Genomic DNA, 17,786 nt, shown 5'->3' with positions numbered 1-17,786 from the left:
GTGAGGTGGATGCGTTTCATGCGGAAAGGAGAGGATAGCCGGCCTGGCGCAGCATGCCGGTCAGCGCGATCAGCGGCAGGCCGACCAGCGCGGTGGGATCGTCGGACTCGACCCGCGCCAGCAGCGTGATGCCGAGTCCCTCGGACTTGGCGCTGCCGGCCACGTCGTAGGGGCGCTCCAGCTGCAGGTAGGTCTCGATTTCGGCGTCGCTGAGATCGCGCATCGTCACGCGGGTTTGCACGTCGGCCAGCTGCGCGGTCCCCGTGCGGGAATCGAGCAGGCACAGTGCCGAGTGAAAGGTGGCGGTGCGGCCACGCATGCGGCGCAGCTGCGCCAGGGCGTTGTCGTGCGTGCCCGGCTTGCCCATCTGGGCGCCGTCCAGCGTCAGCACCTGGTCCGAGCCGATCACCAGCGCGCCGGGGTGGCGCGCCGCGATGGCCTCGGCCTTGCGCTGCGACAGCCGCAGCGCCGTGGCCTCGGGCGCTTCGCCGGCCAGCGGGGTTTCGTCGATGTCCGGCACCGCGACTTCGAAGGGAATGCGCAGCCGCGCCAGCAGTTCGCGGCGGTAGGGCGAGCCGGAGCCGAGGATCAGCCGGGGGCGAGGATCTGGAGACATAAGTAATAGAATCAGGACAGGAAGCCGTGTGGCTTCCGGAGCAAGGCCTTTGACCTCGGGGAGGTTTACACCGTATAATCGCGCGTTTAGCCGCATCCGCACCCGGGCGCAGTGCCGCCAATGTGCGCGGCCCGCAATCCGTCAGGTAGTGAATGTGGCGAACCCGTCATTGATTTGCGACAGGAGCCACGCACATGACCCAGCCGACTGACCTGCGCGCGCTTGACCTCTTCGCCATGTGCCGAAAGGGTGAAAGCCTGGCCGGCGAGGTGGCGGTGCGGGATTTGCCGCGCATCTTAGCCGAGACCGCCGCGCAAGCGCCAGCCTCGGCACCCGATGAGACCTTCGCCTATACGGCAACCGGCTTCGTCCGCGAAGAGGCGGCCGAGCCCGGCGCCCCGGTGGCGCAGCGGCTGTTCCTCGACGTGACGGTGCAGGGCCGGATGTGGCTGGATTGCCAGCGCTGCCTGGCGCCCTATGCCCAGCCGATCGATACGGCGACGCGTTTCGAGGTGGTGGAAAGCGAAGAAGCGGCCGACGCCGCGCCGATGGACGACGACGAGGTCGACGTGATCGCCGGCTCGAAGCGGTTCTCGCTGCTGGAACTGATAGAAGATGAAGTGCTGCTGGCGTTGCCGGTGGCACCCAAGCATGACGTCTGCCCGACGGTGCACGAAAGCCTCGTGACCGGATCGGACGGCGAGGCCCAGCCTGAAGCTGAGCCTGAGGAAGAAAAGCGGCCTTCGCCCTTCGCGGCGCTGGCCGGCCTGAAGACCCGGCATTGAAGCCGCCAGCGCGCGGCCTGCAGGGTCTTGCAGGTGAATCTGAAGCATCCGGCCGGGCCCCGGCTACGCCTTGGGCGGGATGCGTGTGTTAATATTGAAAAATTCTCGAAGGAGTCATCATGGCTGTTCAACAGAACAAGAAGTCGCCGTCCAAGCGCGGCATGCACCGTTCGCACGACCACCTGTCGGCCGCACCGCTGGCCGTCGAGCCGACCACCGGCGAAACCCACCTGCGCCACCACGTAAGCCCGAACGGCTACTACCGTGGTCGCAAGGTCATCAAGACCAAGAACGACTGATAGCTTCGCTAGGCGTGACGTTGCGTCTCGCTCGCGCATGCCTGTGGGTCGGACAATAATCGGTCAGACACAAAAAAGCGGCAAGATCGTTGCCGCTTTTTTGTTGGGCGCTCGGAATTCCCGCCGGGCATGGCGTGCGCCGCCGCGCTATCCGTACCAGGAACAATGACGATCAAAATCGCTATCGACTGCATGGGCGGCGATCACGGAGTTTCCGTGACGGTGCCCGCGGCGATCAGTTTTCTTTCCCGCCACGACGATGCCGAGATGGTGCTGGTCGGCTTGCCCGACGCCATCCGGGCGCAGCTGAAGAAGCTGCACGCGCTGGACCATCCGCGCGTCAGCATCGTCGAGGCTACCGAGGTCATCACCATGGATGACCCGGTCGAGGTGGCGCTGCGCAAGAAGCGCGATTCCTCGATGCGCGTTGCCGTCACCCAGGTCAAGGAAGGCCTGGCCGGCGCCTGCATTTCCGCCGGCAACACCGGGGCGCTGATGGCGGTATCGCGCTACGTGCTGAAGACGCTCGAAGGCATCGAGCGGCCGGCCATCGCCACCACCATTCCCAACGAACAGGGCTGGGGCACCACGGTGCTGGACCTTGGCGCCAATGCCGACTGCGAGCCGGAGCACCTGCTGCAGTTCGCGCGCATGGCCGAGGCCATGGTGGCCGTCGTCGATCACAAGGAACACCCCACGGTGGGCCTGCTGAACATCGGCGAGGAAGTCATCAAGGGCAACGAGGTGGTCAAGCGCGCCGGCGAACTGCTGCGCGCCTCGGAGCTGAATTTCTACGGCAACGTGGAAGGCAACGACATCTTCAAGGGCACCACCGACATCGTGGTCTGCGACGGCTTCGTCGGCAATGTGGCGCTCAAGAGCACCGAGGGCCTGGCCAAGATGATCGGCAGCATGATCAAGGAAGAATTCACTCGCTCGTGGTTCACCAAGCTGCTTGCCGCGGTCGCCATGCCGGTGCTGTCGCGCCTGGCCAAGCGGCTCGACCCGGCGCGCTACAACGGCGCGTCGCTGCTGGGCCTGCGCGGGCTGGTGATCAAGAGCCACGGCTCGGCCGATGCCCATTCTTTTGAGTGGGCTATCAAACGCGGGTATGATGCCGCCAAGAATGGCGTGATCGCCCGTATCACCCGGGCGTTTGCCGATAAATCCAGCGCCGCAGGCGGTGCCCAGCCCGCCCCGGAGACAGAGGCGCCTGGCGCGCATCCCAGCCCCCACGTCGCCTGAGCGCCACTGCGCGCCGGTCGAGCGTGCCGGCGGGCCATACGATCCGACAATACATGACCAAGTACGCAAAAATCATCGGTACCGGGAGCTACCTGCCTCCGCGGCGCGTGACCAACCATGAGCTGGCGGCGCAGCTTGCCGAGAAAGGCATCGAGACCAGCGACGAGTGGATCGTCTCGCGCAGCGGCATCTCGGCGCGCCACTGGGCCGAACCCGATGTGACCAGCAGCACGCTGGCGGTCAAGGCAGCCGAGCAGGCCATCGAGGCCGCCGGCATCGACCGGCAGGACATCGACCTGATCATCGTCGCCACCTCGACGCCGGACTTCGTGTTCCCCAGCACCGCCTGCATCGTGCAGGAAAAGCTGGGCATCACCAACCATTGCCCGGCCTTCGATCTGCAGGCGGTGTGCTCCGGCTTTGTGTACGCGCTGGCCACCGCCGACAAGTTCATCCGCAGCGGCTCGCACCGCAATGTGCTGGTGATCGGCACCGAAGTGTTCTCGCGCATCCTCGACTTCAACGACCGCACCACCTGCGTGCTGTTCGGCGACGGCGCCGGCGCGGTGCTGCTGTCGGCGTCCGACGAGCCGGGCATCCTGTCCAGCGCCATGCATTCGGACGGCAGCCATGTCGACATCCTGTGCGTGCCTGGCAACGTCGCCGGCGGCAACATCACCGGCAACCCGTTCCTGCACATGGACGGCCAGGCGGTGTTCAAGCTCGCCGTCAACGTGCTCGACAAGGTGGCGCGCGAAGCCATGGAAGCCGCCAGCGTGTCGCCCGACCAGGTCGACTGGCTGATTCCGCACCAGGCCAATATCCGCATCATGCAGGGCACGGCTAAGAAACTGGGCCTGCCCGCCGAGCGCATGGTCGCCACCGTGCACGAGCACGGCAATACCTCGGCCGCCTCGATCCCGCTGGCGCTGGACGTGGCCGTGCGCGACGGGCGCATCCGCCCGGGCCACACCGTGCTGATGGAAGGCGTGGGCGGCGGCTTCACCTGGGGCGCGGTGCTGCTGCGCATGTAATACGCGGTCGGTGCCCAGGCGTGCCGCGCAGGCACGACTTGCCACGGCGCCGGCCCCCGATTTCTTGTTAGGTTTTCATCCGATGAAATTCGCATTCGTATTTCCCGGCCAGGGTTCGCAGTCGGTCGGCATGCTCAATGCCTTCGCCGACAACGCCGTGGTGCGTGCCACCGTGGAAGAAGCCTCGGCTGCGCTCGGCCAGGATCTCGGCCGCCTGATCGCCGAAGGCCCTGCCGAAGAACTGAACCTGACCACCAATACGCAGCCGGTGATGCTGACCGCCGCGGTGGCGATCTACCGTGCCTGGCTCGATGCCGGTGGTCCGGCGCCGGCGCTGGTCGCCGGCCACAGCCTGGGCGAGTACTCGGCGCTGGTGGCCGCCGGCGTGATCCCGTTTGCCGACGCCGTGCCGCTGGTGCGTTTCCGCGCGCAGGCCATGCAGGAAGCCGTGCCGGTGGGCGAGGGCGGCATGGCCGCGATCCTCGGCCTGTCGGATGACGACGTGCGCGCCGCATGCGCCGAAGCGTCGGCTGCGGGCGTGGTCGAGGCCGTCAACTTCAACGCGCCGTCGCAGGTGGTGATCGCCGGCCACAAGGGCGCGGTCGAGAAGGCCTGCGAAATCGCCAAGGCCAAGGGCGCCAAGCGCGCCCTGCCGCTGCCGGTGTCGGCGCCGTTCCATTCGTCGCTGCTCAAGCCGGCCTCTGACCGCCTGCGCGAGCGCATGGCCGGCCTGGCTTTTTCGACTCCGTCGATTCCGCTGGTGAACAACGTCGACGTCGCCATCGTCAGCGATCCGGAGGCGATCAAGGATGCGCTGGTGCGCCAGGCCGCCGCGCCGGTGCGCTGGGTCGAGTGCGTGCAGAAGATGGCCGCCGAAGGCATCACCCACGTGATCGAATGCGGTCCGGGCAAGGTGCTGGCCGGCATGACCAAGCGCATCGACGGCAACCTGAGCGGTGGCGCGATCTTCGATCCGGCCTCGCTGCAGGACACGCTGGCACTGCTGAAGTAAGCAACAGGACAACCGCATGACCAAACTTCTCGACAATCAGGTTGCGCTGGTCACCGGCGCCTCGCGCGGCATCGGCCGCGCCATCGCGCTGGAACTGGCCCGGCAGGGCGCCACCGTGATCGGCACCGCGACCAGCGAAGCCGGCGCGGCCGGCATCACCGACTACCTCGGCGCCGAAGGCCTGAAGGGCAAGGGCGCCGTGCTCAATGTCAACGACGCCGCGGCCTGCGATGCGCTCATCGACGAGATCGTCAAGAGCCACGGCGGCATCGGCGTGCTGGTCAACAATGCCGGCATCACGCAGGACCAGCTGGCGATGCGGATGAAGGACGAGGACTGGCTGGCCGTGATCCAGACCAACCTGACCTCGGTGTTCCGCCTGTCGCGCGCGGTGCTGCGCCCGATGATGAAGGCGCGCCAGGGCCGCATCATCAATATCACCTCGGTGGTGGGCTCGGTCGGCAATCCCGGCCAGATGAACTACTCCGCGGCCAAGGCCGGCGTGGCTGGCATGACTCGCTCGCTGGCCGCCGAAATCGGCAGCCGCAATGTGACCGTCAACTGCGTCGCGCCGGGCTTTATCGATACCGACATGACCAAGGCGCTGTCCGAAGAGCAGCATGCTTCGCTCAAGACGCAGATTCCGCTGGGCCGCCTCGGGCAGCCTGAGGATATCGCCAATGCGGTAGCCTTCCTGGCGGGTCCGCAAGCCGCCTACATCACCGGCACCACCCTGCATGTGAACGGCGGGATGTACATGAATTAATGGTTTTCCGGCGCGCTTTTTCGGTTCAGAAGCCGGAAGAAGCTGCCGGAAGTCGTAGTTTTCCGAACCAATCGGGCGCGATTCTTGCAAAGCTTGGCAGGCAGCATTTCTGTTGTCCCAAACCTGCTAAAATGCGCCCACTTTTTGTCGAACTTCCCTGGAGGGTTACATGGACAATATCGAACAACGCGTCAAGAAAATCGTTGCAGAACAGCTTGGCGTAGCCGAGGCAGACATCAAGAACGAATCCTCGTTCGTGAACGATCTCGGTGCGGACTCGCTGGACACGGTTGAACTCGTGATGGCGTTGGAAGATGAATTCGGCATGGAAATTCCTGATGAGGAAGCCGAAAAGATCACGACCGTGCAACAGGCTATCGACTACGCCACCGCGCACGTCAAGGCCTAAGCCCGTCGTCTCTGCATTCCGAGCCACAGAAGGCAGGTGGGCGGGCCGTTGCGGCCGCGCCTTGCTGTTTTCTGTGGCTTTCGTCTGTTCGAAGAAGCAGAATGGAATGAGCTTCGCCGCGCGGCCCGCTGGGCCGGCGGCGGGCAACTCCGCGTTCCGTTCCCGTTTCACGCACCCGTAGGAAAACATAGTGAGCCGTCGTCGCGTCGTCGTCACTGGGCTTGGCCTTGTGTCTCCGGTCGGAAACACGGTTGCCGAAGGCTGGGCCAACCTGGTAGCCGGCAAGTCCGGCATCGCCACCATCACCAAATTCGATCACTCCGCGCTGTCCGTGCACTTCGCCGGCGAGGTGAAGGGTTTCAATGCCGAGGACTACATCCCGGCCAAGGAAGCCCGCAACATGGATACGTTCATCCATTACGGCATCGCGGCCGGGACGCAGGCGCTCAAGGACAGCGGCCTGGAAGTGAACGAAGCCAATGCCGAGCGCATCGGCGTGCTGGTCGGCTCGGGCATCGGTGGCCTGCCGATGATCGAGGATACCCATGCCGTGCTGAGCGAGCGGGGTCCGCGCCGGATTTCGCCGTTCTTCGTGCCCGGCTCGATCATCAACATGATCGCCGGCCACCTGTCGATCATCCACGGCATCAAGGGCCCGAACCTGGCCGCGGTGACGGCATGCACCACCGGCCTGCACAGCATCGGCCTGGCCGCCCGCCTGATCCAGGCCGGCGATGCCGACGCCATGCTGGCGGGCGGCGCCGAATCGACCGTGTCGCCGCTCGGCATCGGTGGCTTCGCCGCCGCGCGCGCGCTGTCGACCCGCAATGACGATCCGGCAGCAGCCTCGCGTCCGTGGGACAAGGACCGCGACGGCTTCGTGCTGGGCGAGGGCGCGGGCGTGATGATGCTGGAAGAGTACGAAGCGGCCAAGGCGCGCGGCGCCCGCATCTATGCCGAGCTGATCGGCTTCGGCATGAGCGGCGACGCCTACCACATGACCGCACCGAACATGGACGGCCCGCGCCGCTGCATGGTCAATGCGCTCAAGGATGCCGGCATCAACACCGACCAGGTGCACTACCTGAACGCGCACGGCACCTCCACGCCGCTGGGCGACAAGAACGAGTCCGATGCGATCAAGGCCGCATTCGGCGACCAGGCCTACAAGATGGTGGTGAACTCGACCAAGTCGATGACCGGCCACCTGCTGGGCGGCGCCGGTGGCCTGGAATCGGTCTTCACCGTGCTGGCGCTGCACCACCAGGTCTCGCCGCCGACGATCAACCTCGACAACCAGGATCCCGAGTGCGACCTGGACTACGTAGCCAACACGGCGCGCGAGATGAAGATCGACGTGGCGGTGAAGAACAACTTCGGTTTCGGCGGCACCAACGGCACGCTTGTTTTCCGCCGCGCCTGATCCGTGGTTGAGGCGGGCCCTTAAGGAGTTCCATAAGGGGTTGCGCCATGGCAGGGTCCACCCTCTGGGGTGGGCCCTGTTCGTGTTTTGTGCCGGCGAATTGCTGGCGCTCGCGCTGCTGACGCGGACGCTGGCCGACGCAATCGCCGGCAGCCAGGCCGGATTCCTGTGGTGGTACCTCGCCGCGGCCATGGGCCTCGCGCTGGCCGCCGTGGCGGCCCTGCGCGCGTGGCCGGCATGGTGGCGCGGCCTGCGCTGGACCTGTACGGCCGTGCAGGATGCGGACGCCGAAGGACCCCTGCGACTCTGGCTGGAAGCACCGGGCGGTGCGCGGCGCGAGGCCATCGTGCGGCAGTGCTGGCAGATCGGAGGCGCTACGGTGGTGTGCCTTGCCCCCGGCGGCGCTGCCATGCCCGGCGTCATTCTTCTACCCTGGCAGGCCGCCGGCCCCGAACTGGCGCGCTGGCTGCGGCGGTCCGCGCGAGTTGCACTGCGGGTGCAACCTGACGCCCGGACAGGGAACGATTTTGTTAGCTTGCGGTCACAGGATGCGCGTTGCTTCACCGGGCGGGCTGAGAATCGTAGGTAAAATACAACGTTTGTCGTGACGACCAAACCAAGAGATACACTGCAGGTGAGCCATACGTGAGCGAACGCGAAGCCGATCAGCTCCTAGTTGAACGCGTCCAGCAGGGCGACAAGCGGGCCTTTGAACTTCTGGTGACCAAATACCATCGGAAGATCATTCGCCTGATTTCGCGCCTGGTCAGGGATCCCGCTGAAGTCGAGGATGTGGCGCAGGATGCCTTCATCAAGGCATACCGCGCCTTGCCCCAGTTCCGCGGGGAGTCGGCCTTCTACACGTGGCTGTACCGGATCGCCGTCAACACCGCCAAGAACTACCTGGCCACCCAGGGCCGCCGCCCGGAAGCGTCCAGCGATATCGATGCGGAAGAGGCTGAAACTTTTGCGGACGGTGAACAACTAAGGGATATCAATACGCCGGAGTCGATGCTCCACACGCGGCAAGTCGCCGAGACGGTGAACCGCGCGATGGAAGCACTTCCGGAAGAATTGCGGACCGCCATCACGCTGCGCGAGATCGAGGGCCTCAGCTACGAGGAAATCGCCGAAGCGATGGGATGCCCGATCGGCACGGTGCGCTCGCGGATCTTCCGCGCGCGCGAGGCGATTGCCGAGAAATTGCGCCCGCTACTGGGAACGGCAGAGGGCAAGCGGTGGTAATTGGCGGTTCAGGTAGTAGAGAAGAATGTCGTGCGGCCAGCGTTGCAGCCTATTCCTGCATCGATAAGCGACAGCAGTAACGGGATTATCGGTGTTCAATGGAATGTCTTGGGGTGGGAAATGGGTCAGGCTCATAAGCAGTCGGTTCATGTAGTGGAAGCAGCGGAGCAGATCTCCGTATTGATGGATGGCGAACTGGCGCCGCATGAAGTCGATGCCGTGCTGGATCTCGCGAAGGGCGAGGCCGGCATTTCGGACTGGACCACATACCAGTTGATCGGCGACGCGCTGCGGTCCGAAGACCTGACGCAGGCGGGCTCCACCGCCGATTTCCTCTCGCGTTTCTCCGCGCGCCTGGAAGCCGAGCCGCACGTGCTGGTGCCGGCCGTGGCGCAGGCCAGCGCCCGCCATCGCCTGCTGGTCAGGCCGTCGTGGGTGCGCCGCGTGATGCCGGGCACCGCGATCGCCGCCGCCGTGGCCGCGGTCAGCTGGGTGGTGGTGCCGCAGTTGCGCGGTCCGGCCACGGTCGGAACGCCCGACGCCGTGGTGGCCCGTGCCGAGCAGCCGGCCGCCGGCCAGGCCACCGGCATCGTCACGGTTGCCGCGGACGCGCCGCAGATGATCCGCGACCCGCGCCTGGACGAATACCTGCGTGCGCATCGCACTTCAGTGGCAACGGATGCTTTCGTGCCGTCCATGCGCACGGTTGCCAACGGTGCGAACTTCACTCAGGAAAATACGCAGGAATAATGCCGGACATGCATAAAGGAGGTTCGTCCGCCTATGTAGCGGGCGCGCAGAGAATTAGGGCCCTGCGCAGGTCCTTTTTTCTGGCCTTGTGTCTGAGCGCTGCCGCGGCCACCGCGCAGCCTTCGGACAATACGCTGAACCGACGCGACGCCACTGCCTGGCTCAACAAGATCCATAAAGCCGCCCAGCGCGAGAATTATGTCGGCACGCTGATCTATCAGCGCGGCAGCGTCATGCACGCCTCGCGCATCCAGCATTACAGCGACCTCGTCCACAACGAATACGAGCGGCTGGAAACCCTCGACGGCAAGCCGCGCGAAGTGCTGCGGCAGAACGACGTGGTGCACAGCCTGATCCCCGAAGCCAAGCTGGTGGTGGTGGAAAAGCAGGAAGCCAAGGACCGCTTCCCGGCGCTGCTCGCCACCAACAAGAACGATGTGCTGGACCTGTACGACATGCGCAAGATGCCCGCCGAGCGCGTGGCCGGCATGGAGTGCGAGGTCTTTGCGCTGGAACCTCACGATGCCGCGCGTTACGCGGTGCGCCTGTGGGCCGAGAAGAACTCCGGCCTGCTGATGCGCGCGCAGACCATCGGCGACGGCGGCAAGGTGCTGGAGCAGGTGGCGTTCTCGCAGGTGCAGATCGGGGTTCCTTCCGAGAAGCAGCGCATCCTTGGCGCGATCAAGAATTCCAGCAACTGGAACCACTATGAGGTGACTTACCAGCCCACCAACATCGCCGACGAGGGTTGGTCGATCGCGGTGCCGCTCAAGGGGTTCCAGAAGATCCGCGAGGTTCGCCGCCCGCTCGGCGAGCTGCGCGCGCCGAACCCGGGCAATGCCCGCGGGCAGGTGTTCGAAGTGCTGCAGGTCGTCTACAGCGACGGGCTGACCGGCCTGTCGGTCTTTATTGAGCCGGTTTCCGAGCAACGTGCGCGCCGCGAAGGCGTGGCCGCGCTCGGCGCGACCCAGGTCGTGGTGCGCCGGGTTGCCGATTTCTGGATTACCGTGGTGGGCGAGGTGCCGGCGAGCACCGTGCGCCAGTTTGCGACGGCCGTAGAGTACCGTCCGCCCAAGACGGTACACTGAGCGTGAGCCGGTGCGGCCGGCGCCCGGATTCCGTCCGGGGCCGGCTCCATGAAACCTGCGCAGGGGTCCCCGCCACGGGATCCCATCCAGTCGGTTTTTCTTCTTTTCGCTGAATCCCGGGAGTTGTCGATGATGTTCAGATCTCCAGCCCTGGCGCGGGCCGTGGTCATGGCTGCCATGATGCTGCTCGGCCCGACCGTTGCCGAAGTCAGCCACGCCCAGGCCGCTGCCTCCAATTACAACCTGCCCGACTTCACCGACCTGGTGGAGAAGGCCAGCCCGGCCGTGGTCAATATCCGCACCACCGAGCTGGTGCGCCAGCGCGGCGGCGTGCCGGGCGGCGACGACGAGATGGCCGAGTTCTTCCGCCGCTTCTTCGGCGTGCCGATGCCCGGCGCCCCGGCGCCGGGCACCCCGCCGCGCCGCGGCCAGCCGCCGCAGCAGGAAGAGCAGAGCCGCGGCGTGGGCTCGGGCTTCATCATCAGCCAGGATGGCTATGTGATGACCAACGCGCACGTGGTGGCCGACGCCGAAACCATCTACGTGACGCTGCCGGACAAGCGTGAATTCAAGGCCAAGCTGATCGGCTCCGACAAACGCACCGACGTGGCGCTGCTCAAGGTCGAGGCCAGCGGGCTGCCGCGCCTGCCGCTGGGCGATTCCAACAAGGTCCGCGCCGGCGAGTGGGTGCTGGCGATCGGCTCGCCGTTCGGGCTGGACAACAGCGTGACCGCCGGCATCGTTTCGGCCAAGGGCCGCGACACCGGCGACTACCTGCCGTTCATCCAGACCGACGTCGCGGTCAATCCGGGCAACTCCGGCGGGCCGCTGATCAACCTGCGCGGCGAAGTGATCGGCATCAACTCGCAGATCTACAGCCGCAGCGGCGGCTATATGGGGATCTCGTTCGCGATCCCGATCGACGAGGCCATGCGCGTGTCGGAGCAGCTCAAGTCCTCCGGGCGTGTGACCCGCGGCCGCATTGCCGTGGCGATCGGCGATGTCACCAAGGAAGTCGCCGATTCGCTGGGGCTGGGCCGTGCGCGCGGCGCGCTGGTCGGCAGTGTCGAGCCGGGCGGTCCTGCCGAAAAGGCCGGCATCGAGGCGGGCGACATCATCCTGAAGTTCAACGGCCGCGACATCGAGCGGGCCTCGGACCTGCCGCGCATGGTCGGCGAGACCAAGCCCGGCACGCGCGTGCCGCTGCAGCTGTGGCGCAAGGGCGCGACCCGCGAGGTCAGCATCACCGTCACCGAGCTGGAGCCGGACGGCAAGGCCCGCGCCCGCAGCGGGGCGACGCCGAAGGATGACAGCGCGCCGCAGGCCGGCAAGCCCAACGCGCTGGGCCTGGTGGTCAACGACCTGCCCGAGGCGCGCCTGAAAGAGCTCAAGCTCAAGTCCGGCGTCGAGGTCGAAGTGGCCGACGGCCCGGCGTTGCGTGCCGGCATCCGTCCGGGCGACATCATCCTGCGCCTGGGCGACACCGACGTGACCAACGCACGCCAGTTCAACGAACTGGTGCGTGGCCTGGACAAGAGCCGGATCGCCGCGGTGTTCGTGCGGCGCGGCGACGCCACCCAGGTGCTGACGCTGCGACCGGGCGCCGCCTCGACCCGCTGACCCGCCATGGTATCCACGCCCGCGCTGACGCTTTACGGCCGGGCGTACTGCCATCTTTGCGAAGACATGAAAGTCGCGCTGGAGCCGCTCCGGCGCGATTTTTCTTTTACCCTGCATGAAGTCGATGTCGACGCCGATGCCGCGCTGGAGGCGCGCTTTGGCGAGCTGGTGCCGGTGCTGATGCCCGGCACGCCGGCGGACTTGCCGGCGGACACGTCGGCGCATGCCGCGCCCCTTTGTCACTATTTCCTGGATGAAGCGGCGACAAGGGTATGGCTTGCCGCACATGGCGCTACACGCACCGCCCGCTGAGCCGCGCCGGCATCCGCGCCACGCCACCAGATGACGACCCGGAAGTCATTGAAAATCCGGTAAAATTGCGGATTGGCGCAAAATTTGTGCCCCCCGAACCCGCGGTACGCCCGCGCACGCCTTGCGGCGCGCGGCGCCGGGCCGCTCCACTGCTTGTTGCCGCCCGGGCTCTCAGCCGGCGCTTCCCTGAACATTAGATGGACCATATCCGTAATTTCTCGATCATTGCCCACATCGACCATGGGAAGTCCACCCTGGCCGACCGGATCATTCAGCTTTGCGGAGGGCTGTCGGATCGGGAGATGGAAGCGCAGGTTCTCGATTCGATGGATATCGAGAAAGAGCGCGGCATCACCATCAAGGCGCAGACCGCGGCGCTGAGCTACAAGGCGCGCGACGGCAAGATCTATAACCTGAACCTGATCGACACCCCGGGACACGTCGACTTCAGCTATGAAGTCAGCCGCTCGCTGTCCGCCTGCGAAGGCGCGCTGCTTGTGGTCGACGCCTCGCAAGGGGTTGAGGCGCAGACCGTCGCCAACTGCTACACCGCGATCGAGCTGGGCGTGGAAGTGGTGCCGGTGCTGAACAAGATCGACCTGCCGCAGGCCGACCCGGACAGCGCGATCCAGGAGATCGAGGACGTCATCGGCATCGACGCGCAGGATGCCACGCCGTGCTCGGCCAAGACCGGTCAGGGCGTGCAGGACGTGATCGAGGCGCTGATCGCCAAGGTGCCGCCACCCAAGGGCGACGCCGACGCGCCGCTGCAGGCGCTGATCATTGACTCGTGGTTCGACAACTACGTCGGCGTGGTGATGCTGGTGCGCGTGGTCAACGGCACGCTGCGCACCAAGGACAAAGTGCTGCTGATGGCCACCGGCGCGCAGCATCTGGTCGAGCAGGTGGGCGTGTTCACGCCCAAGTCGATCCAGCGCGACGCGCTGACCGCCGGGCAGGTGGGCTTTGTCATCGCCGGCATCAAGGAACTGAAGGCGGCCAAGGTCGGTGACACCATCACCACCGTGCAGCGCAAGGCCGAAGCGCCGCTGCCGGGCTTCAAGGAAGTCAAGCCGCAGGTGTTTGCCGGCCTGTATCCGGTGGAAGCCAACCAATACGAGGCGCTGCGTGAATCGCTGGAAAAGCTGCGCCTGAACGACGCTTCGCTGATGTTCGAGCCGGAGGTGTCGCAGGCACTGGGCTTCGGCTTCCGCTGCGGCTTCCTCGGCCTGCTGCACATGGAGATCGTGCAGGAGCGCCTCGAGCGCGAGTTCGACATGGACCTGATCACGACCGCGCCGACGGTGGTGTACCAGGTCGAGATGCGCGACGGCACCATGATGACCGTCGAAAATCCGGCGAAGATGCCCGACCCGAGCAAGATCGAGGCGATCCTGGAGCCGATTGTCACCGTCAACCTGTATATGCCGCAGGAATATGTCGGCTCGGTGATCACGCTGTGCACGCAGAAGCGCGGCTCGCAAATCAATATGAGCTACCACGGCAAGCAGGTGCAGCTGACCTACGAGATCCCGATGGCGGAGATCGTGATGGATTTCTTCGACCGCCTGAAGTCGGTGTCGCGCGGCTACGCGTCAATGGATTACGAGTTCAAGGAATATCGGCCGTCCGACGTGGTCAAGGTCGATATCCTGATCAACAGCGACAAGGTCGACGCGCTGTCGGTGATCGTGCACCGCTCCAATTCGCAATACCGCGGGCGCGAAGTCGCGGCGAAGATGCGTGAGATCATTCCGCGCCAGATGTATGACGTGGCGATCCAGGCCGCCATCGGCTCCAACATCATCGCGCGCGAAAACGTCAAGGCGCTGCGCAAGAACGTGCTGGCCAAGTGCTACGGCGGCGATATCTCGCGCAAGAAGAAGCTGCTGGAAAAGCAGAAGGCGGGCAAGAAGCGGATGAAGCAGGTCGGCACCGTCGAGATTCCGCAGGAGGCCTTCCTGGCCATCCTGCAAGTCGACGACAAATAATTGCCGCGCGCAGGGCAGGGGCAGGGCCATGCCCTGCAGCCTTGCCGGCGTGGTGACAGAACAGGCTGTACCAGGATTTCCAAGAACCAGAAGCCGTCATGAATTTTGCACTGATCCTTTTTGTGCTGGTGGTGATCACGGGCGTGGCGTGGGTGGCCGACAAGCTCGTGTTCGAGCGGCAGCGCCGCTCTTCGGCGCGGCTCGCGCTGGCCGAGTTCGATTCGCAGCAGGGCCGCCTGCAAGGCAGCTTCGGCACGGCCGATGCCGACGCCACGCGCAAGCGCCTGGCCGAGGAAAAGCTGCGCCAGCCGTGGTGGTTGGAGTATTCGGCCAGCTTCTTCCCGGTGATCCTGGCGGTGTTCGTGCTGCGCTCGTTCGTGGTCGAGCCGTTCAAGATTCCGTCCGGCTCGATGATCCCGACGCTGCTGATCGGCGACTTCATCCTCGTCAACAAGTACGAGTACGGCATCCGCCTGCCGGTGGTGAACAAGAAGATCATGGACATGGGCGAGCCCCAGCGTGGCGACGTGATGGTGTTCCGCTACCCGAAGGACCCGTCGCTCGACTACATCAAGCGCGTCATCGGCGTGCCCGGCGACGTGGTGCAGTACGCCAACAAGCGCCTGACCATCAACGGCAAGCCGGCCGAGTACACCGCGCTGCCGGACTTCCTCGACGAGGAGCGCCTGGCCTATTCGCGCCATTTCCGCGAAAAGCTGCCCGGCGGCGTCGATCATGGCATCCTGAACGACGCCGACCGCCCGGCCTTTATCGCCGGCGCGGATCCGGATTTTCCGTACCGGGACAACTGCACCTACAATCAGCAGGGTGTGACTTGCAAGGTACCTGCAGGTCACTATTTCGTCATGGGCGACAACCGGGACAACAGCCTGGATTCCCGTTACTGGGGCTTTGTGCCGGACCAGAACATCGTTGGCAAGGCATTCGTGATCTGGATGAACCTGGGCAATTTCGGACGCGTGGGATCGTTTAAGTAAGCATCTGACGCGGCGCAAGAACACTCAACAAAAAGAGGGCAGGCGCGATGGGTCGATTTGGGAAGGTGGGGGCAGGAAACCATCCGGCATGGCGCCGGGCTGGCGCCGGCGGGTTTTCCGTGTGGACGCTGCTGGTGATCGTGGTGTTCGTGGTCGGCGTGGCCTTGCCGGCCCTGCGCGCGATCCCGAGCCTGGTGGAATATTTTTCGGTCAAGCGCGCCGCCGGCTATGCCAAGCAGCGCGCCGCCAACAAACGTGAAGTGGTCGAATTCTTCGAGAAGCAGGCCGCCATCGACCGCATCACCGCGGTCAAGGGCGAGGACCTGCTGATCCGGGAAGACGATAACGGCACCATCCAGTCGGTCGATTTCTCGTACCGCACCGAGGTGCCTGTCTACGGACCCCTGAGCCTGTTGATTACCTATTCAGGAACGCAGCACTGATATGAACTTCGACGCCTTGCAGCAACGACTCGGCTACCGATTCAGCAAGCCCGAATTGCTGCAACAGGCGCTGACGCACCGCAGTCACAGCGCCCAGCACAACGAACGCCTGGAATTCCTCGGCGACTCGGTGCTCAACTGCGCCGTGGCCGACATGCTTTATGGCATGTTCGGCAAGCTCGACGAGGGCGACCTGTCGCGGGTGCGGGCCAACCTGGTCAAGCAGCAGGCGCTGTACGAAATCGCCCAGATGCTGCAGCTGTCCGACACCCTGCGACTGGGCGAGGGCGAGCTGAAGAGCGGCGGCTTCCGCCGCCCGTCGATCCTGGCCGATGCGCTCGAAGCGATCGTCGGCGCGGTGTTCCTCGACGCCGGCTTCGACGCAGCGCGCGCACTGATCCGCAAGCTCTATATCCCGATCCTGGAGCAGGTCGATCCGCGCACGCTGGGCAAGGACGCCAAGACCCTGCTGCAGGAATACCTGCAGGGCCACAAGATTGCCCTGCCGCAATATAACGTAATCGCCACACACGGCGCCGCGCACAGCCAGCAGTTTGAAGTCGAGTGCACCGTGCCTAAACTGGAAGTCCGGGTGTTCGGCACCGGCGCGTCGCGGCGCGCCGCCGAGCAGGCCGCCGCCAAGCTGGCGCTCGATGAAGTCCAGAAGCTGGTGCCGCAGCTGCTCAAGCGCAGCCGCGCCGAGCGTACCGGCAAGACCCGCAAGCAACCCCAGCCGCAGGACCCGCAGCTGTCTCTCAGGTTGAAGGAATGACCGAATCTACCCATCCGCAGCAAGACGCGGCGGATACCCCGGCCGCGGCGTTCCGCTGCGGCACCGTGGCCATCGTCGGCCGCCCCAACGTGGGCAAGTCCACGCTGATGAACGCGCTGGTCGGCCAGAAGATCAGCATCACCTCGCGCAAGGCACAGACCACGCGGCATCGCATCGTCGGCATCCAGACCACGGATGACGCGCAGTATGTGTTCGTCGACACGCCGGGTTTCCAGACCCGCCACGCCAGCGCGCTGAACCGTTCGCTGAACCGCGCGGTCACCTCGACGCTGTCGTCGGTTGACTTGATCCTGTTCGTGGTCGAGGCCGGTTACTACGGCGCCGACGACGAGAAGGTGCTGGCGCTGCTGCCGAAGAACACGCCGGTGCTGCTGGTGACCAACAAGCTCGACCGCATCGGCGAGAACCGCTCGGAAGTGATGATGCCCTTCCTGGAAAAGATGGGGCAGCTGTTCCCGTTCCGCGAAGTGGTGCCGATGTCGGCCAAGACCCGCGACCATATCGCGCGGCTGTTCGACATCATCCGGCCCTACCTGCCGGAAGGCGAGCCGATGTATGACGCCGATGCGATGACGGATCGCAGCGAGCGCTTCCTGGCGTCGGAAATCATCCGCGAGAAGGTGTTCCGCTGGACCGGCGACGAGCTGCCGTACACCAGCACCGTGATCATCGACAAGTTCGAGACCGAAGGCCGCCTGCGCCGCGTCTTTGCCACCATCCTGGTCGAGCGCGATGCGCACAAGGCCATGATCATCGGCAACAAGGGCAGCAAGCTCAAGCAGATCTCGACCGAGGCGCGCCTGGACATGGAAAAGCTGTTCGACGGCAAGGTCTACCTGGAAATGTGGATCAAGGTGAAGAGCGGCTGGGCCGACAACGAAGCCGGCCTGCGCGCATACGGCTACGAGTGAGCCTGGCAACGATCCCGACGCCCAACCCGACAGCGAGCCCCCAGCG

The 17,786-nt window shown here is 65.3% G+C and carries 20 protein-coding genes; 19 read left to right on the top strand and 1 reads right to left on the bottom strand.

The genetic code is table 11. The features are described from left to right. Nucleotides 1–16: 16 nt before the first annotated feature. On the bottom strand, nt 17–616 hold the full coding sequence (locus U9J39_RS26605) for a Maf-like protein (protein WP_326348542.1): 600 nt from the start codon (nt 614–616) through the stop codon (nt 17–19). 194 nt (nt 617–810) lie between these two features. On the opposite strand from U9J39_RS26605, the gene U9J39_RS26600 reads away from it, so the two are divergent. From U9J39_RS26600 to era, 19 genes are all read left to right on the top strand, one after another. Then, nucleotides 811–1,401 carry a DUF177 domain-containing protein gene (locus U9J39_RS26600; RefSeq protein WP_115710153.1) on the top strand — a complete coding sequence of 197 codons (591 nt, stop codon included), beginning with the start codon at nt 811–813 and terminating at the stop codon, nt 1,399–1,401. A gap of 119 nt (nt 1,402–1,520) precedes the next feature. Next, nucleotides 1,521–1,700 carry a 50S ribosomal protein L32 gene (rpmF, locus tag U9J39_RS26595; protein WP_010814675.1) on the top strand — a complete coding sequence of 60 codons (180 nt, stop codon included), beginning with the start codon at nt 1,521–1,523 and terminating at the stop codon, nt 1,698–1,700. Nucleotides 1,701–1,865: 165 nt separating this feature from the next. After that, nucleotides 1,866–2,945, top strand: a complete 1,080-nt coding sequence (gene plsX / locus U9J39_RS26590; protein ID WP_062800881.1) for a phosphate acyltransferase PlsX — start codon at nt 1,866–1,868, stop codon at nt 2,943–2,945. A gap of 53 nt (nt 2,946–2,998) precedes the next feature. Continuing rightward, the gene (locus U9J39_RS26585) at nt 2,999–3,979 is read left to right on the top strand and encodes a beta-ketoacyl-ACP synthase III (RefSeq protein ID WP_115710152.1); all 981 of its coding nucleotides are present in this window, start codon (nt 2,999–3,001) and stop codon (nt 3,977–3,979) included. Nucleotides 3,980–4,061: 82 nt separating this feature from the next. After that, nucleotides 4,062–4,991 (top strand): ACP S-malonyltransferase, encoded by a 930-nt coding sequence (gene fabD / locus U9J39_RS26580; protein ID WP_115710151.1) that lies wholly within the window; start codon nt 4,062–4,064, stop codon nt 4,989–4,991. A 16-nt stretch (nt 4,992–5,007) separates the two neighbouring features. Continuing rightward, nucleotides 5,008–5,757, top strand: coding sequence for a 3-oxoacyl-ACP reductase FabG (gene fabG, locus U9J39_RS26575; RefSeq protein ID WP_092309615.1), 750 nt, complete (start codon nt 5,008–5,010; stop codon nt 5,755–5,757). Between the two features lie 169 nt (nt 5,758–5,926). Further along, the gene (acpP, locus tag U9J39_RS26570; RefSeq protein WP_008644813.1) at nt 5,927–6,166 is read left to right on the top strand and encodes an acyl carrier protein; all 240 of its coding nucleotides are present in this window, start codon (nt 5,927–5,929) and stop codon (nt 6,164–6,166) included. A gap of 190 nt (nt 6,167–6,356) precedes the next feature. Further along, nucleotides 6,357–7,589, top strand: coding sequence for a beta-ketoacyl-ACP synthase II (gene fabF, locus U9J39_RS26565; RefSeq protein WP_326348541.1), 1,233 nt, complete (start codon nt 6,357–6,359; stop codon nt 7,587–7,589). Next, the gene (locus tag U9J39_RS26560; RefSeq protein WP_326348540.1) at nt 7,570–8,178 is read left to right on the top strand and encodes a hypothetical protein; all 609 of its coding nucleotides are present in this window, start codon (nt 7,570–7,572) and stop codon (nt 8,176–8,178) included. The genes fabF and U9J39_RS26560 overlap by 20 nt, the downstream gene beginning before the upstream one ends. A gap of 56 nt (nt 8,179–8,234) precedes the next feature. Continuing rightward, complete coding sequence (gene rpoE, locus U9J39_RS26555) at nt 8,235–8,834, top strand: RNA polymerase sigma factor RpoE (protein WP_010814682.1); 600 nt, start codon at nt 8,235–8,237, stop codon at nt 8,832–8,834. A gap of 120 nt (nt 8,835–8,954) precedes the next feature. Next, nucleotides 8,955–9,584: a sigma-E factor negative regulatory protein gene (locus U9J39_RS26550; RefSeq protein WP_115680635.1), complete on the top strand. Its 630-nt coding sequence runs from the start codon at nt 8,955–8,957 to the stop codon at nt 9,582–9,584. 8 nt (nt 9,585–9,592) lie between these two features. Next, on the top strand, nt 9,593–10,672 hold the full coding sequence (locus U9J39_RS26545; RefSeq protein ID WP_116313279.1) for a MucB/RseB C-terminal domain-containing protein: 1,080 nt from the start codon (nt 9,593–9,595) through the stop codon (nt 10,670–10,672). Nucleotides 10,673–10,801: 129 nt separating this feature from the next. Beyond that, nucleotides 10,802–12,292: a DegQ family serine endoprotease gene (locus tag U9J39_RS26540; protein WP_115710146.1), complete on the top strand. Its 1,491-nt coding sequence runs from the start codon at nt 10,802–10,804 to the stop codon at nt 12,290–12,292. A gap of 6 nt (nt 12,293–12,298) precedes the next feature. Next, nucleotides 12,299–12,604, top strand: coding sequence for a glutaredoxin family protein (locus U9J39_RS26535; protein ID WP_115710145.1), 306 nt, complete (start codon nt 12,299–12,301; stop codon nt 12,602–12,604). A 197-nt stretch (nt 12,605–12,801) separates the two neighbouring features. Next, nucleotides 12,802–14,595, top strand: a complete 1,794-nt coding sequence (gene lepA, locus U9J39_RS26530; RefSeq protein ID WP_115710143.1) for a translation elongation factor 4 — start codon at nt 12,802–12,804, stop codon at nt 14,593–14,595. 98 nt (nt 14,596–14,693) lie between these two features. After that, on the top strand, nt 14,694–15,593 hold the full coding sequence (lepB, locus tag U9J39_RS26525) for a signal peptidase I (protein WP_111517561.1): 900 nt from the start codon (nt 14,694–14,696) through the stop codon (nt 15,591–15,593). A 47-nt stretch (nt 15,594–15,640) separates the two neighbouring features. Next, nucleotides 15,641–16,036 carry a DUF4845 domain-containing protein gene (locus tag U9J39_RS26520; protein WP_115680630.1) on the top strand — a complete coding sequence of 132 codons (396 nt, stop codon included), beginning with the start codon at nt 15,641–15,643 and terminating at the stop codon, nt 16,034–16,036. 1 nt (nt 16,037) lies between these two features. Further along, nucleotides 16,038–16,808 carry a ribonuclease III gene (rnc, locus tag U9J39_RS26515; RefSeq protein ID WP_326348539.1) on the top strand — a complete coding sequence of 257 codons (771 nt, stop codon included), beginning with the start codon at nt 16,038–16,040 and terminating at the stop codon, nt 16,806–16,808. Beyond that, nucleotides 16,805–17,740: a GTPase Era gene (gene era, locus U9J39_RS26510; RefSeq protein WP_115680629.1), complete on the top strand. Its 936-nt coding sequence runs from the start codon at nt 16,805–16,807 to the stop codon at nt 17,738–17,740. The genes rnc and era overlap by 4 nt, the downstream gene beginning before the upstream one ends. Nucleotides 17,741–17,786 lie beyond the last annotated feature (46 nt).

It is taken from the genome of Cupriavidus sp. SS-3 (assembly GCF_035818815.1).
In the GTDB taxonomy this organism is placed as follows: Bacteria; Pseudomonadota; Gammaproteobacteria; order Burkholderiales; family Burkholderiaceae; genus Cupriavidus; species Cupriavidus taiwanensis_C.
The sequence above is the reverse complement of the archived record's forward strand: the minus strand, read 5'-3'. Positions and strand labels throughout refer to the sequence as shown.

What these genes read in the sequence shown, in the direction of transcription:
- fabD (WP_115710151.1), top strand. Translation starts at nt 4,062, where the DNA reads ATGAAATTCGCATTCGTATTTCCCGGCCAGGGTTCGCAGTCGGTCGGC.
- rpmF (WP_010814675.1), top strand. Translation starts at nt 1,521, where the DNA reads ATGGCTGTTCAACAGAACAAGAAGTCGCCGTCCAAGCGCGGCATGCAC.
- era (WP_115680629.1), top strand. Translation starts at nt 16,805, where the DNA reads ATGACCGAATCTACCCATCCGCAGCAAGACGCGGCGGATACCCCGGCC.
- rnc (WP_326348539.1), top strand. Translation starts at nt 16,038, where the DNA reads ATGAACTTCGACGCCTTGCAGCAACGACTCGGCTACCGATTCAGCAAG.
- U9J39_RS26520 (WP_115680630.1), top strand. Translation starts at nt 15,641, where the DNA reads ATGGGTCGATTTGGGAAGGTGGGGGCAGGAAACCATCCGGCATGGCGC.
- U9J39_RS26540 (WP_115710146.1), top strand. Translation starts at nt 10,802, where the DNA reads ATGATGTTCAGATCTCCAGCCCTGGCGCGGGCCGTGGTCATGGCTGCC.
- lepA (WP_115710143.1), top strand. Translation starts at nt 12,802, where the DNA reads ATGGACCATATCCGTAATTTCTCGATCATTGCCCACATCGACCATGGG.
- U9J39_RS26535 (WP_115710145.1), top strand. Translation starts at nt 12,299, where the DNA reads ATGGTATCCACGCCCGCGCTGACGCTTTACGGCCGGGCGTACTGCCAT.
- U9J39_RS26585 (WP_115710152.1), top strand. Translation starts at nt 2,999, where the DNA reads ATGACCAAGTACGCAAAAATCATCGGTACCGGGAGCTACCTGCCTCCG.
- U9J39_RS26550 (WP_115680635.1), top strand. Translation starts at nt 8,955, where the DNA reads ATGGGTCAGGCTCATAAGCAGTCGGTTCATGTAGTGGAAGCAGCGGAG.
- lepB (WP_111517561.1), top strand. Translation starts at nt 14,694, where the DNA reads ATGAATTTTGCACTGATCCTTTTTGTGCTGGTGGTGATCACGGGCGTG.
- acpP (WP_008644813.1), top strand. Translation starts at nt 5,927, where the DNA reads ATGGACAATATCGAACAACGCGTCAAGAAAATCGTTGCAGAACAGCTT.
- fabG (WP_092309615.1), top strand. Translation starts at nt 5,008, where the DNA reads ATGACCAAACTTCTCGACAATCAGGTTGCGCTGGTCACCGGCGCCTCG.
- plsX (WP_062800881.1), top strand. Translation starts at nt 1,866, where the DNA reads ATGACGATCAAAATCGCTATCGACTGCATGGGCGGCGATCACGGAGTT.
- U9J39_RS26605 (WP_326348542.1), bottom strand. Translation starts at nt 616, where the DNA reads ATGTCTCCAGATCCTCGCCCCCGGCTGATCCTCGGCTCCGGCTCGCCC.
- U9J39_RS26545 (WP_116313279.1), top strand. Translation starts at nt 9,593, where the DNA reads ATGCATAAAGGAGGTTCGTCCGCCTATGTAGCGGGCGCGCAGAGAATT.
- U9J39_RS26600 (WP_115710153.1), top strand. Translation starts at nt 811, where the DNA reads ATGACCCAGCCGACTGACCTGCGCGCGCTTGACCTCTTCGCCATGTGC.